Origin of the sequence: Poseidonocella sp. HB161398, assembly GCF_005870025.1 — a bacterium.
Lineage (GTDB): Bacteria > Pseudomonadota > Alphaproteobacteria > Rhodobacterales > Rhodobacteraceae > Mangrovicoccus.
On the sequence record NZ_VATA01000037.1, the window covers coordinates 1 to 14461 of the forward strand.

Sequence of the window (14461 nt, forward strand, 5' to 3'; positions counted from 1 at the left end):
GGCCGATCCGCTGCTGATCCAGGCCGAGCAGAAGCTGATCGGACAGGCCGACGAGCTGGTCGTGCTGGTCGACAGCTCGAAATTCGACAACCGCTCCTCGCTGGTCCTCTGCCCGCTGGAGCGGATCGGCACGCTGGTCACCGATGACGGCATTTCCGACCGCGCCGCCGCGATGCTGGAGGCGGCGGGCGTCACGCTGGTCGTCGCCACGCCCACCGGCACCCGCGAGGAGGCCGTGTCATGAGCGAGCGCGTGATCCTCTGCTACGGCGACTCGAACACCCACGGCACCTCGGCGATTGCCGATGACGGCAGCTGGTACCGCTACGACACCGCGACGCGCTGGCCGATGCGGCTGGCGGCCGATCTGGGGCCGGGCTACCGCGTGATCGAGGAGGGGCTGCCGGGGCGCACCACCTGCCTCGACGACCCGTTCGAGGGCGCGTTCATGAACGGTCTGCGCATCCTGCCGGCCGTGCTGCGCAGCCACAAGCCCGTCGATCTGGTGGTGCTGATGCTCGGCACCAACGACCTGAAGACCCGCTTCAGCGTCACTGCCGCCGACATCGCCAAGGGCGCGGGCCGGCTCGTCACCGAGATCCGCCGACAGGAGTGCGGCCCCGGGGGCGGCGCGCCGCAGATCCTGATGGTCGCGCCGACGCCGATCATCGAGACCGGCGTGCCTGCGCCGCACATGGTCGGCGGCGCGGAGAAGTCGCGGGGACTGGCGGGCGCGATGGAAGCCATGGCGAAGGCCATGGGCACCGAATTCTACGATGCGGGCCTCGTCGCCCGGGTGGATCCGCAGGACGGCATCCACCTGACGGCAGAGGCGCATGCGCGGCTGGCGGAGGGGCTGGCCGCAGTCATCCGGGAGCGGGGCTCCGCGCCCTGACAGGGAAACACTAGGGAGGAAGACAATGAAACCAATTGCAAAGCTTCTCGCCACGGCGGCGGCCTTCGGGCTGCTGGCCGGCGGCGCCTCGGCCGAGGACATGCGCATCGCGCTGGTGGTCAAGGCGCTCGGCATCGGCTTCTTCGAGGCGGCGGCCAAGGGGGCCGAAGAGGCGGCAGGCGAGCTCGGCAATGTCGAGATCATCTATACCGGACCGACCGACACCACGGCCGAGGGGCAGATCGAGGTCATCAACTCGCTGATCGCCCAGAAGGTCGACGCGATCGCGGTCTCGGCCAATGACACCGACGCGCTGGTGCCGACGCTGAAGAAGGCGATGCAGCGCGGGATCACCGTGATCTCGTGGGATTCGGGCGTCGCGCCCGAGGGCCGGCAGATGCACCTGAACCCGTCCTCGAACCCGCTGATCGGCAACATGATCATCAAGCTCGCCGCCGACAACCTGCCCGAGGGCGGCGATGTCGCGGTGCTGTCGGCGACGACGACCTCCACGAACCAGAACATCTGGATCGACGAGATGAAGAAGGTGATGCCGGACTATCCGGGCATCAACCTGGTGGCGACCGTCTATGGCGACGACCTGGCCGACAAGTCCTACCGCGAGGCGCAGGGGCTGATGCAGTCCTATCCCGATCTCGACGCGATCATCGCCCCGACCTCGGTCGGCATCGTCGCCGCGGCGCAGGCCGTGGCCGATGCCGGCAAGATCGGCCAGGTGAATGTCACCGGGCTGGGCCTGCCCTCCGAGATGGCCGGCGCCATCGAGTCGGGCGCCTCGAAGAGCTTCGCGATCTGGAACCCGATCGACCTGGGCTATGCCGCGACGATGATCGCCTACAACCTGGCCAATGGCGATGACGAGGCCGCCCCCGGCGCGACCATCGGCATGGGCCGGCTGGGCGAGGTCACGCTCGACGACAACAACGAGGGCGCGATGGCAGACCCCTTCGTCTACGACAGCTCGAATATCGACGACTTCAAGGACATCTTCTGATCCCGAGCTCCTCCAAGAGCGGGATGCGCGGGGAGCTTTCCCCGCGCATCACGGGTCCACAGCTTCGAAGAGGGAGGCCCGCATGGCCGAGGCAAGCCCCGTGCCGGTCCTGGAACTATCCGGCATCGTCAAGACATTCCCCGGCACGCGCGCGCTCGACGGCGTGAGGCTGGAGCTCCACGCGGGCGAGGTGACCGCGCTGATCGGCGAGAACGGCGCCGGGAAGTCCACCGTGGTCAAGTGCCTGACCGGCATCTACCAGCCCGACGAGGGCGAGATCCGGCTGGACGGCACCCCGGTCCGCTTCGACACGCCGCAGGCTGCCGCCGCGGCGGGCGTGACCGCGATCCACCAGGAGACCGTCCTGTTCGACGATCTCACCGTCGCCGAGAACATCTTCCTCGGGCACGCGCCGAAGACGCGGTTCGGGCTGATCGACAGGGCCGCGATGCGCCGCCGGGCGGCCGCGATCCTCAAGGGGATCGGCGCCGAGATCGACCCGGACGTCCTCCTGAAGGATCTGGGCATCGCTTCGAAGCACCTCGTCGCCATCTCGCGCGCGCTGTCGATCGACGCCCGCGTCGTCATCATGGACGAGCCCACCGCGGCGCTGTCCCACAAGGAGATCGAGGAGCTCTACGAACTGGTCGAGGAGCTGAAGCGCCAGGGCAAGGCGATCCTCTTCATCTCGCACAAGTTCGACGAGATCTTCCGCATCGCCGACCGCTACACCGTGTTCCGCGACGGCCAGTTCGTCGGCCAGGGGCACATGTACGACACCACCGAGGCCGATCTGGTCCGCATGATGGTCGGCCGCTCGGTCGAACAGATCTTCCCCAAGCGCGCCCCGCGGATCGGCGAAGAGGTGCTGCGCGTCGCGGGCTACTGCCACCCGACCGAGTTCGAAGATATCGGCTTCGGCCTGCGCAAGGGCGAGATCCTGGGCTTCTACGGTCTCGTCGGCGCCGGGCGCTCGGAATTCATGCAGGCGCTGATCGGGCTGACGCGGCCGTCGAAGGGCGTCGTCAAGATGGGCGACAAGGTGCTGGCGATCCGCTCGCCCGCGGAGGCGATCGAGGCGGGCATCGTCTATGTCCCCGAGGACCGCGGCAGGCAGGGCGCCATCACCCAGCTGCCGATCTTCCAGAATGTCACCCTGCCCTCGCTGGGGCGGACGTCGCGGAACGGCTTCCTGCGCATGGCCGAGGAGTTCAAGCTGGCGCGCGAGTACACGCAGCGGCTGGATCTGCGCGCCGCCTCTCTGGACACGCCGGTGGGCGCGCTTTCGGGCGGCAACCAGCAGAAGGTCGTGATCGCCAAATGGCTGGCGACGAAGCCGCGGGTCATCATCCTCGACGAGCCCACCAAGGGGATCGACATCGGCTCGAAGGCCGCGGTGCACGACTTCATGTCCGAGCTTGCCGCCGAGGGGTTGTCGGTCATCATGGTCAGCTCGGAGATCCCCGAGATTCTCGGCATGTCCGACCGCGTCATCGTCATGCGCGAGGGCCGCATCGCCGCCGAGCTGGCAGGCGAGGCGCTCTCTCCCGAAACCCTTGTCCGGCACGCCGCCGGGATCAGCGCCGCGGAGGCCGCATGAGCATCCTGAAACATCGCGAGACCCTGCTCGTCGCGGTGATCGCCGCGCTCTTGGCGCTGATCGCCTCGCGCTTCCCGGGCTTCGTCGCGCCGCAGAACCTGGTCTCGGTCTTCACCGATACCGCGCCGCTGATGATCCTCGCCCTCGGCCAGATGGCGGTGATCCTGACGCGCTGCATCGACCTCTCGGTCGCGGCCAACCTGGCGCTGACCGGCATGGTCGTCGCGCTCCTGAACACCGTCGCGCCCGGGCTGCCGGTCGCCGTCACGATCCTGCTTGCCATCGGGCTCGGCGCGCTGATGGGCGCGGTGAACGGCCTGCTCGTCTGGAAGCTGGAGATCCCCTCGATCGTCGTCACGCTCGGCACGATGACGATCTTCCGCGGGATCATCTTCCTGATCTCGGACGGGCAGTGGGTCAATGCCCACGAGATGAGCGCCAGCTTCACCGGCTTCCCGCGCCTGACGCTGCTCGGCCTGCCGCTGCTGGCCTGGATCGCCATCGCCGCCATCGCCGCCATGGCGCTGAACATGAGCCGCACGACGCTGGGCCGCTCGATCTTCGCGGCCGGCTCCAACCCGCATGCGGCCGCCTATACCGGCATCGATGTCGGCCGCACGCAATGCGCCGCCTTCGTCATCTCGGGCGCGCTGGCGGGGCTGACCGGCTATCTCTGGATCGCCCGCTATGCCGTCGCCTATGTCGACATCGCCGGGGGGTTCGAGCTGGACGTCGTCGCCGCCTGCGTGATCGGCGGCGTCTCCATCGCCGGCGGCGTCGGCACGGTGGCCGGCGCGGTGCTTGGCGCGCTCTTTCTCGGCGTCATCAAGAACGCCCTGCCGGTGGTCGATGTCTCGCCTTTCTGGCAGCTCGCCATCTCCGGCGCCGCCATCCTGATCGCCGTCGCCTTCAACGCCCGCGCCGGCCGCGCCAAGGGCCGCGTCATCCTCAAATCCGCGGAGCATGCAGCATGAGCCTGGCAGATCCCGACATGGCCCCCGTCCCCCGCAACATCCCCGACCGCCTCGGCACCCCCGCCGCGAAGATCCTGAAAAGCTGGGAGGCGCTGCTGCTGCTCGTCGCGGTGGCGGTCTTCATCCTGAACTCCTTCGCCTCGCCCTACTTCCTGGATGCCTGGAGCCTCTCGGACGCGACCTTCAACTTCACCGAGAAGGCGATGATCGCCTTCGCCATGGCGCTCCTGATCATCTCGGGCGAGATCGACCTGTCGGTCGCCTCGATCATCGCGCTGGCCTCGACCGCGATGGGGCTGGTGATGGAGGCCGGGGGCGGCACCGGGCTGATCGTCGCCGCGGGGCTGGCCACCGGCCTTCTGTGCGGCGCCTTCAACGGCGTGCTCGTCACCCGGCTGGGCCTGCCCTCGATCGTGGTGACGATCGGCACGATGAGCCTCTTCCGCGGCCTTTCCTACATCGTGCTGGGCGACGGCGCCTTCCGCGGCTACCCGGCGGGGCTGGCCTGGTTCGGCCAGGGCTATGTCTTCTGGGTGATCACGGTGGAGATGGTGATCTTCGTCCTGCTGGCCCTCGCCTTCGGCGTGCTGCTCCACAAGACCAATTTCGGCCGCCAGGTCTATGCCATCGGCAACAACCCGACCGCCGCGCTCTTCTCGGGCATCCGCGTCGCGCGGGTGAAGATGATCCTCTTCCTGATGACCGGGCTGATGTCCGGCCTCGCCGCGGTCTGCCTGACCTCGCGGCTGGGCTCCACCCGGCCCTCGATCGCCTCGGGCATGGAACTTGAAGTCGTGACCATGGTCGTGCTCGGCGGCGTCTCGATCCTCGGCGGCTCGGGCTCGATCCCGGGCGTGGTGATCGCGGCGGTGCTGATGGGGCTCGTGACCTTCGGGCTGGGGCTGCTGAACGTGCCGGGCATCGTGATGTCGATCTTCATCGGCTGCATGCTGATCGGCGTCATCGCCGTGCCGCGGCTCGCCGCCAAGCTGCGGAGGGCATGATGGAGAAGATCGCCTTCCGCATGATGCTCCATCCCGGGCAGCTCGACGAATACCGCAAGCGCCATGACGAGATCTGGCCCGAGCTCGTCGCGCTGCTGAAAGACGCCGGGGTGGAGGACTACTCGATCCACCACGACCCCGGGACCAACGCGCTTTTCGGCGTGCTCTGGCGGCGCGAGGATCACGGCATGGACGCCCTGCCCGCCCATGAGGTGATGAAGCGCTGGTGGGCGCATATGGCCGACATCATGCAGACCCATCCCGATAACGAGCCGGTCTCGGTTCCCTTGGAAACGGTGTTCCACCTGCCATGACCACGCCCCGCCATATCGCCGTGATCGATGTCGGCAAGACCAATGCCAAGCTGGCGCTGGTCGATGCCGCGACCCTGTCGGAAATCGCCGTGGTCAAGCGCCCGAACGAGGTGCTGCCCGCCCCGCCCTATCCGCATTACGACCTGGAAGGGCACTGGGACTTCTTCCTCGGCCATCTCGCCGCCTTCCAGGCGAGCCACGGGATCGACGCGATCTCGGTGACCACCCATGGCGCTGCCGCGGTGATGCTGGATGCCGAGGGCCGGCTTGCCGCGCCGATGCTGGATTACGAGCACGACCTGTCCGAAACGGCCGGGGCCTATGACCGGCTGCGCCCGGATTTCGCCGTCACCGGCAGCCCGCGCCTGCCCTTCGGGCTGAACCTGGGCGCCAAGCTGCACTACCTGTCCGTCACCCAGCCCGGCGCCTGGGCAAGGACCGCCCATGTCGTCACCTATCCGCAGTACTGGGGCTTCCGCCTGACCGGCGCGCTGGCGACCGACGTGACCTCGCTCGGCTGCCATACCGACCTGTGGGACCCGGCGGCGCGGCGCTTCTCGCCGCTCGTCGCCGCGCTCGGGCTCGAGGGCAGGCTGGCGCCGCCGCACCGCTCCTCGGACATTCTCGGCGGCGTCTCGGCGGAGATCGCGGCGCGGACCGGGTTGTCCGAGGGCACGCCGGTCGCCTGCGGCATCCATGACAGCAACGCCTCGCTCTACCCGCATCTCCTGGGACGCCAGGGCGCCTTTTCGGTCGTGTCGACCGGCACCTGGGTCGTCTGCATGGCGATCGGCGGCGCCGCGGGCGCCCGCGATCCGGCGCGGGACACGCTGGTCAATGTCAACGCGATGGGCGACCCGGTGCCCTCGGCGCGGTTCATGGGCGGGCGCGAATACGAGATCGTCCGCCAGGGCAGCGACGCGCGCCCCTCGGAAGCCGACCGCCGCGCGGTGCTGGAGGGCGGGCTGATGCTGCTGCCCTCGGTCGAGCCCGGCAGCGGCCCTTTCCCCGGCGCCTGCGGCGGCTGGACCGCCCCGCCGCCCACCGACGGCGCGCGGATGCTGGCGCTGGCCTGGTACCTGGCGCTGATGACCGATACCTGCCTCGGCCTGGCCGGGGCCGAGGGGCCGGTGATCGTCGAGGGTCCCTTCGCCGCCAATCCCGCCTATCTGGAGATGCTCGCCGCGCTGCGCCCCGCCGGGGTGGAGACCGCGGCCTCGGCCACCGGCACCAGCATCGGCGCGGCGATGCTGCTCCTGCCAGACGCCCCGCCGCCCGGCACGCGCCGGGTCGCGCCCGGCGAGACCGGCCCGCTGGCCGCCTATGCCGCGCGCTGGCGCGAGATGGCGGGCCGCAGCGCGCCCGCCTGCCCGGCAGCAACCGCGTAGCCCCGGGCAGAGAGGCGCATTCCCTGGCGCTGCGGCCCGACGGTAACGTGAGGAGCCGGAGCGCAGGAGGAGACCGCGATGCCCGAGACAGACGCCGCCACGGGCCCCGGGGCCCGGCATCTGCTGCAGGACTACCTGGAACGGCTCTGCTCCGAGCTGCGCGGCCTCTCCGCGGGCGAGGTCGCGACCTATATCCCCGAGCTGGGCCGTGCCGATCCGGAGGGGTTCGGCATCGCGCTGGCCATGGTCGACGGCACGCTCGCCGCCGCCGGGGACGCGGCCGAGGAGGTGACGATCCAGTCGGTCTCGAAGCCCTTCATGTACGGCGCCGCGCTGGAGGCGCTCGGCCGCGAGGCGGTGATGGCGCGGGTCGGCGTCGAGCCGACTGGCGAGCGCTTCAACGCCATCCTCCTCGACGAGGAGAACAACCGCCCCTTCAACCCGATGGTCAATGCCGGGGCGATCGCGGTCTCGGCGCTGCTGTCGGACGGCAGCCCCGCGGAGGACGAGCTGCGCATGCAGGGCCTCTTCTCCGACCTCGCCGGGCGGCCGCTGGAGATCGACCTGACCGTCTTCGGCTCGGAGAAGGAGACCGGCCACCGCAACCGCGCCATCGCCTGGCTGATGCTCAATTCCGGCATGATCGAGGGCGATCCCGACGCGGTGCTCGACCTCTATTTCAAGCAGTGCTCGGTGCTGGCGGATTGCCGCGACCTCGCGGTGATGGCGGCGACCCTGGCCAATGGCGGCGCGAACCCGCTGACCGGGCGGCAGGTCTATTCCGCGCCCGTCGCGCAGGACATCCTGTCGGTGATGGCGACCTGCGGGATGTACGACTATGCCGGGCAGTGGATCTTCGACGTGGGGCTGCCCGCCAAAAGCGGCGTCTCGGGGATGCTCTGCGCGGTGGTGCCGGGCCAGTTCGGCCTGGCGGTCTGGTCGCCGCGGCTCGACGCGGTCGGTAATTCGGTGCGCGGCATCGAGGCCTGCCGCCGGATCGCCGCGGATTTCGGCCTGCACGCCTTCGCCCCGCATCTCGACCCCGGCGCGGTCATCCGGCGGGAATACAGCAGCGCCGAGGTCGCCTCCTGCCGCGAGCGCCCGCAGGCCGATTGCGCGCTGCTCGAACGCGAGGGCGCCGCGCTGCGGGTGATCGAGCTGCAGGGGCCGCTCTATTTCGCCTCGGCCGAGAAGGCGGTGCGCCGCGCCGGGGCGCTGGCCGAACGCGGCGGGACGCTGGTCCTCGATTTCCACCATGCCGGCAGCATCGACCGCGCGGCCGCCGCGCTTCTCGGCCAGCTGCCCGCCGCCCTGGCCGGGCGCGGCTGCCAGCTCTGCGTCACCGGCCTGGGGCCGCGCCACGAGAGCTCCGGCCTCGCCCGGCAGCTGGAAGAGGCGCCCGCGGGCCATGTGACCCGGCCGGCCGGCATCGCCGAGGCGATCGAGGCGCATGAGGAGGCGCTGATCGCCCGCGCGCAGCCGCCGCGGGAGGCGCGGCTTGCCCGGCTCTCGGGCGCCGCGCTCTTCGCCGGGGCCGCGCCCGCCGATCTGGCCGCGCTCGAGCGGATGGCGGTTCGCCTGTCCTTCGCCCCGGGCGAGCGCATCATCGCCAGGGGCGACACCGCCCGCGCGGTCTTCGTCCTCGCCGCGGGCCAGGTCGACATCTCGGCCGTCGCCCCGGACGGCACCGCGCGGCGGGTCAGCGCAGTCGGGCCCGGCCAGTCCTTCGGCGAGATGGCCCTGCTCGAGGACGCGCCGCGCGCGTCCCATGCCGATGCCGCCGGAGCGGCGGAGTGCTATGCCTTCCCCGCCGCCGCGCTGCGCGAGCTTCTCGCCGCGCGGCCCGCCCTCGCCGCGGCAGTCTATGCGAATCTCTCCCGCAGCCTCGCCGCCCGGCTGCGCCAGGCGAACCGCCAGATCATCGCCCTCGACTAGCGCCCGGTGCCGCATTGCGGCGCCGGCCCCCGGGCATTGCCGCCGGAACGGGCAATTTCCCTGCTCAACCAACGGCCTTTCTGTAACTTTATTCGCGTAAATCTCGGGCAGTCGCCTGCGAAAGCGCTGTCGCAGCCGCAGGCCCGGGAAAAACGCCTTGGCAGATGCCGCGGCAGGCGGCTTATCTGAAGGCGCAGGGTGCTTAGGGTTCCGGTCGCCTCCGCCAAGAGGGATGCAGGTCCGAGAAGCGCCGCTTGCGCGGCAAATTCCGCGGAAGTACACGGCGGGCCAAAATCCCGGGAGAGTACTGCGTTGGTTCGCCCGCGTCTCAGTTTCTCCGTTCCGCCCGCGATCCATCAAAAGACAATGGCGGAACACAGGGAGCAGAACATGCTGAAGACGACGATTCTGTCTGCGACGATCCTTTCCGCCGCGCTCGGAGCGCCTGCCCTGGCCGCCGGGAAGACCGATTTCAAGGTGGCCTGGTCCATCTATGTGGGCTGGATGCCCTGGGGCTATCTCTCCGACTCGGGGATCATGGACAAATGGGCGGAGAAATACGGCATCTCCGTCGATATCGTGCAGATCAACGACTATGTCGAATCCATCAACCAGTACACGGCCGGCGCATTCGACGGGGTGGTCGCGACCAACATGGACACGCTGTCGATTCCCGCAGGCGGCGGCGTCGACACCACAGCGCTGATCATCGGCGACTATTCCGACGGCAATGACGCGGTGATCCTCAAGGGCGAGGGGTCCGTGGCCGATCTCGCCGGGCAGAAGGTCAACCTGGTGGAGCTGTCGGTCTCCCACTACCTGCTGGCCCGCGCGCTCGAGAGCGCGGGGCTGGCCGAGGCCGATCTCGACGGGGTGGTGAACACCTCGGATGCCGACATGATCGCCGCCTTTGCCGCGCCCGAAGTGACCGCGGTCGTCACCTGGAACCCGCTGGTCTCGGAAATCCTCGGCGCCAACCCCGACGCCGCGAACATCTTCGACAGCTCGATGATCCCCGGCGAGATCCTCGATCTGATGGTGGTCAATACCGCGACGCTGGCCGACAATCCCGATTTCGGCAAGGCGCTGGCGGGGGCCTGGTACGAGGTGATGGGGCTGATGGCCGCGGGCGACGAGGCCGCGCTCGGCGCGATGGCCGAAGCCTCGGGCACCGATCTGGAGGGCTACAAGGCCCAGCTTGCCGCCACGCGCATGTTCTACGACCCGGCCGAGGCCGTCGCCCAGGCCGAAAGCCCCGAGCTGCCCGCCACCATGACCAGCGTCGCGGATTTCCTGTTCGACAAGGGCATCCTCGGCGTCGGCGCCCCCTCGGCGGATTTCATCGGCGTCGAATATCCCGGCGGCACGGTTACCGGCGATGCCGGCAATGTCCAGTTCCGCTTCGACGCCACCTACATGCAGATGGCCGCGGAAGGCAGCCTCTGACCTGTCCCGTCCCGGCCCCCGCGCCGGGACCTCCCCGACCGGAGATTGCCCATGCGCCTGATCAACCGCGTTCCCTCGCGGCCCACGGCCCTGCTTCTGGCCGCCCTGCCCTTCGCCGCGATCCTCGCCGCCTATGCGATCGGCTCCGAGATCCGCCTCGCCGCCAACCCCGCGGACAAGCTTCTGCCCGCGCTCGACACGATCCGCGCCACCGCCGTGCGCCTCTTCACCGAGGCCGACAAGCGCTCGGGCGAGATCCTGCTCTGGCAGGACACTTTCGCCAGCCTGCGCCGTCTCTTCCTCGGGGTGGGCATCGCCGCGGCCCTGTCGCTGTCGATCGGCATGGCGGTCGGGCTGCTGCCCTATGCCAGGAAGAGCCTGACCGGCTTCGTCGCCGTCCTGTCGATGGTGCCGCCGCTGGCGCTGCTGCCGATCCTCTTCATCGTCTTCGGCCTCGGCGAGGTCTCGAAGGTCGTGCTGATCGTCATCGGCATCACCCCCTTCATGACCCGCGATCTCAGCCAGCGCGTGCTCGACATCCCGGTCGAGCAGATCGTCAAGGCCCAGACCCTCGGCGCCTCCTCCTTCGTGATCGCGCTGCGCGTGGCGCTGCCGCAGGTGCTGCCGCGGCTGATCTCCGCCGTGCGGCTGTCGCTGGGCTCCGCCTGGCTCTTCCTGATCGCCGCCGAGGCGGTGGCGGCGGATGTCGGACTCGGCTACCGCATCTTCCTGGTGCGCCGCTATCTCGCGATGGACATCATCCTGACCTACGTGATCTGGATCACCCTCCTCGCCTTCCTCATCGACTGGGTGCTCAAGCGGATCTCGGAGCGCGCCTTCCCCTGGATGGGAGCGGGCCTGTGACCGCCGCGCCCGTTCCCGCAGCGGCCCGGCCCTGTTCCGGGCCATGCCGCCTGCCCGCAGGACCCATGGCGCTGGCTCCCTCAGACGGCACGGGGCCCGCGGGGCGGCGCCCCCGCGCGCAGCCTTCGCCGTCCCGGCCCTTCCGCAGGCCCCAAGGACAGGAGACCCGCCCATGAGCTTCGTCACCGCCCGCGACATCTGGCAGTCCTATGACGGCCGGCCGATCCTCGAGCGCGTCAATCTCGATGTCGAGGAGGGCGAGTTCATCTCCATCGTCGGCGCCTCCGGCTGCGGCAAGTCCACCTTCCTGCGCCTCCTCTTGGCGCAGGAGCAGCCGACCCGCGGCGCGATCCGCATCGAGGGCGGCCCCCGCGCCCGAGAGCCCGGCCGCGAGCGCGGCGTCGTCTTCCAGCGCTACTCGGTCTTCCCGCACATGACCGTGCGCGACAACATCGTCGCGGGCGAGGCCTTCGACACCGCCTGGGGCCGGTTCCGCGGCGCCAGGCTGAAGGCCGCCCGCGAGCGCGCCGATGCCATCCTGGAGCGCATCGGCCTCTCCCATGTGGCGCAGACCTACCCCGCCACGCTCTCGGGCGGCATGCAGCAGCGGCTGGCCATCGGCCAGGCGCTGGCCGCGCGGCCCAGGATCCTGCTTCTCGACGAGCCCTTCGGCGCGCTCGATCCGGGCACCCGCATCCAGATGCACGACTTCCTGACCGAGCTGCGCGCCGAGAGCCCGATGACCGTCTTCATGGTCACCCATGACCTCGGCGAGGGCTTCAAGCTCGGCGACCGGGTGCTGGTCTTCGACAAGCCGCGCTGGGACCCGCAGGACCCGGCCGCCTTCGGCGCGACCATCACCTACGATTTCGACGCCCGCCAGGGCGGCATCCCCTTCCAGGGGCTGCTCGACAGGTACCCCTCGCTCCGCGCCGCGGAGTGAACCCACGGACCGCGCGCGACCCCGGACCCTCCGCGCGGACCTCGCCAAGGTCCGGATCCCAAAGGGGCAGACGCCCCGACATGATGGAGACAGCGATGTTTTCAGACCCCAGAGCGACCCGGTCGCACCATCCCCAGGACGCCCTGGCCCGCCATGCCGCGCGGGGCCGCCGCGCCCATCACCCGGATCTGACCAAGCTGCTCGGCTGGAAGGCGATGATGAAGGAGGGCGAGCTGCCCGAGGGCCGCTGGGACGAGGAGCGCCGCTGGGCGCTGCGCATGGGCCTCACCGGCGCGGACTCGATCGAGGACAAGTCGATCCCGACCTTCGCGCGGGGCGAGCTGCCGCATTACGCGGGCATCAACACCTTCCTCAAGGCGCCCTATGCCGAGGACGTGCTGGAGGTCGCCCATTACGACGCGACCGTGCTCGGCATCCCCTTCGACGGCGGCACGACCTACCGTTCGGGCACCCGCTTCGGCCCGCAGGGGCTGCGCAAGATCTCGGCGATCTACACCCCCTACAACTACGAGATGGGCGTCGACCTGCGCGAGCAGATGACGCTCTGCGACGCCGGCGACGTCTTCACCATCCCGGCCAATATCGAGAAGAGCTTCGACCAGATCAGCCGCGCGGTCAGCCATGTCTTCAGCTCGGGCAGCTTCCCGGTGATGATCGGCGGCGACCATTCGATCGGCTTCCCCTGCGTGCGCGGCATCGCCGAATGCACCTCGAAGAAGATCGGCATCGTGCATTTCGACCGCCATGCCGACATCCAGGAAAAGGACCTGGACGAGCGGATGCACACCACGCCCTGGTTCCACTCGACGAACCTGCCGAACGTGCCCGCCAAGAACCTGGTCCAGGTCGGCATCGGCGGCTGGCAGGTCCCGCGCGAGGCGGTGAAGGTCGCCCGCGAGCGCGAGACCAACATCATCACCATGTCCGACATGGAGCGGATGGGCGTCGACCGCACCGCCGAGATGGCGCTGGAGATGGCCTGGGACGGGGTCGACATGGTCTACATGTCCTTCGACATCGATAGCATCGACTGCGGCTTCGTCCCTGGCACCGGCTGGCCCGAACCGGGCGGCTTCCTGCCGCGCGAGGCGCTGGCGCTGGCCTCCAAGGTCGCGGCCGAAGGGCTCTGCGGCATGGAGCTGGTCGAGGTCGCCCCGCCCTACGACACCTCCGACATCACTGCGCTGATGGGCACGCGGGTGATCGTCGACGTGCTCGGCTCGATGGTCGCGGCCGGGACGATGGGCAAGCACAAGGCGCATATCGACAAGCCGGTCGCGATCCCGCATGGCGAGTTCTCCGGCAACCGCTGGTCGAACAAGCAATGAGCCGCGCGATTTCCCGCATCCGCCGCGCCGCCGTCCCGGCGCGGCCCAGGGCAGAAGGGGCAGAGCATGCCGCATGACCACCCGCACGGCCACCACCACCATCACGGCCATTCCGACGGCCACGGCCACGCGCATGGCCATGCCCATGGTCCCGGCCACAACCATGCCCATGGCGAGCATCTGCGGTCGCATATGCATGCCCATGACGAGGCCGCCGATCTGCAGGTGCTGGCCACGCAGTTCATCGACGGCTTCGTGCAGGCGGCGGACAAGCAGGCCTATCTGCGCCTCGCGGGCGTGCCCTTCGAGAAGCCCGGCGCCGGCGGCGCCACCGCGCTCAAGCTCGTCGATGTCGAGCTGAAGACCGAATGGCAGGTCGGCACCGCCTCGCCCTCCTTCGGCTCGCGCGAGCTCAGCTACCTGCCCTTCCCGGGGCCGATGATCACCGACCGCACCAACATGGCGCTGGTCTATGTCTCCATGGACGAGAAAGTCGTGACCGATATCCGCGACGTCCTGATGTCCCGCAAAGCGGAGTTCGACAAATGAAGACCCTCTCTGCCGCCCTCGCCGCGCTGCTGCCGCTGCCCGCCCTCGCCCACGGGGCGGAGGCCGCGCATCTGCATCCCCATGGCGGCCTGGTCGCGGTCCTGGCCGTCGCGGCCGCCGCAGGAGTCCTGCTCCTACGCCGCCGCTCCTGACGGACCTGCCCCGGACCGCAAAGCGGATCCGGGG

At 69.6% G+C, this 14461-nt stretch carries 14 protein-coding genes and 1 pseudogene; all 15 read left to right on the plus strand.

The features are described 5' to 3' along the window. Window positions 1–244, plus strand: a pseudogene (locus tag FGX59_RS23505) (DeoR/GlpR family DNA-binding transcription regulator); the annotation flags it as partial. Then, window positions 241–894: an SGNH/GDSL hydrolase family protein gene (locus tag FGX59_RS23510; RefSeq protein WP_138469572.1), complete on the plus strand. Its 654-nt coding sequence runs from the start codon at window positions 241–243 to the stop codon at window positions 892–894. The pseudogene FGX59_RS23505 and the gene FGX59_RS23510, both read left to right, overlap by 4 nt. Before the next feature lie 25 nt (window positions 895–919). Then, entirely contained in the window at window positions 920–1909 is a 990-nt protein-coding gene (gene rhaS, locus FGX59_RS23515; RefSeq protein ID WP_138469573.1) for a rhamnose ABC transporter substrate-binding protein, read from the plus strand. Window positions 1910–1991: 82 nt separating this feature from the next. Further along, window positions 1992–3509, plus strand: coding sequence for a sugar ABC transporter ATP-binding protein (locus FGX59_RS23520; protein ID WP_138469574.1), 1518 nt, complete (start codon window positions 1992–1994; stop codon window positions 3507–3509). After that, entirely contained in the window at window positions 3506–4483 is a 978-nt protein-coding gene (locus FGX59_RS23525; RefSeq protein WP_138469575.1) for an ABC transporter permease, read from the plus strand. Before FGX59_RS23520 ends, FGX59_RS23525 begins: the two co-directional genes overlap by 4 nt. Further along, window positions 4480–5487, plus strand: a complete 1008-nt coding sequence (locus tag FGX59_RS23530; protein WP_138469576.1) for an ABC transporter permease — start codon at window positions 4480–4482, stop codon at window positions 5485–5487. The genes FGX59_RS23525 and FGX59_RS23530 overlap by 4 nt, the downstream gene beginning before the upstream one ends. After that, complete coding sequence (gene rhaM / locus FGX59_RS23535) at window positions 5487–5801, plus strand: L-rhamnose mutarotase (RefSeq protein ID WP_206078420.1); 315 nt, start codon at window positions 5487–5489, stop codon at window positions 5799–5801. Before FGX59_RS23530 ends, rhaM begins: the two co-directional genes overlap by 1 nt. Continuing rightward, the gene (locus FGX59_RS23540; RefSeq protein ID WP_138469578.1) at window positions 5798–7189 is read left to right on the plus strand and encodes an FGGY-family carbohydrate kinase; all 1392 of its coding nucleotides are present in this window, start codon (window positions 5798–5800) and stop codon (window positions 7187–7189) included. The genes rhaM and FGX59_RS23540 overlap by 4 nt, the downstream gene beginning before the upstream one ends. A gap of 78 nt (window positions 7190–7267) precedes the next feature. Beyond that, entirely contained in the window at window positions 7268–9124 is a 1857-nt protein-coding gene (glsA, locus tag FGX59_RS23545; RefSeq protein WP_138469579.1) for a glutaminase A, read from the plus strand. A 390-nt stretch (window positions 9125–9514) separates the two neighbouring features. Continuing rightward, the gene (locus FGX59_RS23550) at window positions 9515–10570 is read left to right on the plus strand and encodes a putative urea ABC transporter substrate-binding protein (protein WP_171060799.1); all 1056 of its coding nucleotides are present in this window, start codon (window positions 9515–9517) and stop codon (window positions 10568–10570) included. 51 nt (window positions 10571–10621) lie between these two features. Next, window positions 10622–11434, plus strand: a complete 813-nt coding sequence (locus FGX59_RS23555; RefSeq protein ID WP_138469580.1) for an ABC transporter permease — start codon at window positions 10622–10624, stop codon at window positions 11432–11434. Window positions 11435–11606: 172 nt separating this feature from the next. Then, a complete protein-coding gene (locus tag FGX59_RS23560) occupies window positions 11607–12377 on the plus strand; it encodes an ABC transporter ATP-binding protein (RefSeq protein WP_138469581.1) in 771 nt (256 codons plus the stop codon). A gap of 95 nt (window positions 12378–12472) precedes the next feature. Next, the gene (locus FGX59_RS23565) at window positions 12473–13726 is read left to right on the plus strand and encodes an agmatinase family protein (RefSeq protein ID WP_138469582.1); all 1254 of its coding nucleotides are present in this window, start codon (window positions 12473–12475) and stop codon (window positions 13724–13726) included. Window positions 13727–13792: 66 nt separating this feature from the next. Continuing rightward, a complete protein-coding gene (locus tag FGX59_RS23570; RefSeq protein ID WP_138469583.1) occupies window positions 13793–14275 on the plus strand; it encodes a hypothetical protein in 483 nt (160 codons plus the stop codon). Next, window positions 14272–14427, plus strand: coding sequence for a hypothetical protein (locus FGX59_RS37735; RefSeq protein WP_171060800.1), 156 nt, complete (start codon window positions 14272–14274; stop codon window positions 14425–14427). Before FGX59_RS23570 ends, FGX59_RS37735 begins: the two co-directional genes overlap by 4 nt. Window positions 14428–14461 lie beyond the last annotated feature (34 nt).

Bases quoted from the DNA above. Each gene is read 5' to 3' on its own strand.
- FGX59_RS23510 (WP_138469572.1), top strand. From the start codon at position 241: ATGAGCGAGCGCGTGATCCTCTGCTACGGCGACTCGAACACCCACGGC.
- rhaS (WP_138469573.1), top strand. From the start codon at position 920: ATGAAACCAATTGCAAAGCTTCTCGCCACGGCGGCGGCCTTCGGGCTG.
- FGX59_RS23520 (WP_138469574.1), top strand. From the start codon at position 1,992: ATGGCCGAGGCAAGCCCCGTGCCGGTCCTGGAACTATCCGGCATCGTC.
- FGX59_RS23525 (WP_138469575.1), top strand. From the start codon at position 3,506: ATGAGCATCCTGAAACATCGCGAGACCCTGCTCGTCGCGGTGATCGCC.
- FGX59_RS23530 (WP_138469576.1), top strand. From the start codon at position 4,480: ATGAGCCTGGCAGATCCCGACATGGCCCCCGTCCCCCGCAACATCCCC.
- rhaM (WP_206078420.1), top strand. From the start codon at position 5,487: ATGGAGAAGATCGCCTTCCGCATGATGCTCCATCCCGGGCAGCTCGAC.
- FGX59_RS23540 (WP_138469578.1), top strand. From the start codon at position 5,798: ATGACCACGCCCCGCCATATCGCCGTGATCGATGTCGGCAAGACCAAT.
- glsA (WP_138469579.1), top strand. From the start codon at position 7,268: ATGCCCGAGACAGACGCCGCCACGGGCCCCGGGGCCCGGCATCTGCTG.
- FGX59_RS23550 (WP_171060799.1), top strand. From the start codon at position 9,515: ATGCTGAAGACGACGATTCTGTCTGCGACGATCCTTTCCGCCGCGCTC.
- FGX59_RS23555 (WP_138469580.1), top strand. From the start codon at position 10,622: ATGCGCCTGATCAACCGCGTTCCCTCGCGGCCCACGGCCCTGCTTCTG.
- FGX59_RS23560 (WP_138469581.1), top strand. From the start codon at position 11,607: ATGAGCTTCGTCACCGCCCGCGACATCTGGCAGTCCTATGACGGCCGG.
- FGX59_RS23565 (WP_138469582.1), top strand. From the start codon at position 12,473: ATGTTTTCAGACCCCAGAGCGACCCGGTCGCACCATCCCCAGGACGCC.
- FGX59_RS23570 (WP_138469583.1), top strand. From the start codon at position 13,793: ATGCCGCATGACCACCCGCACGGCCACCACCACCATCACGGCCATTCC.
- FGX59_RS37735 (WP_171060800.1), top strand. From the start codon at position 14,272: ATGAAGACCCTCTCTGCCGCCCTCGCCGCGCTGCTGCCGCTGCCCGCC.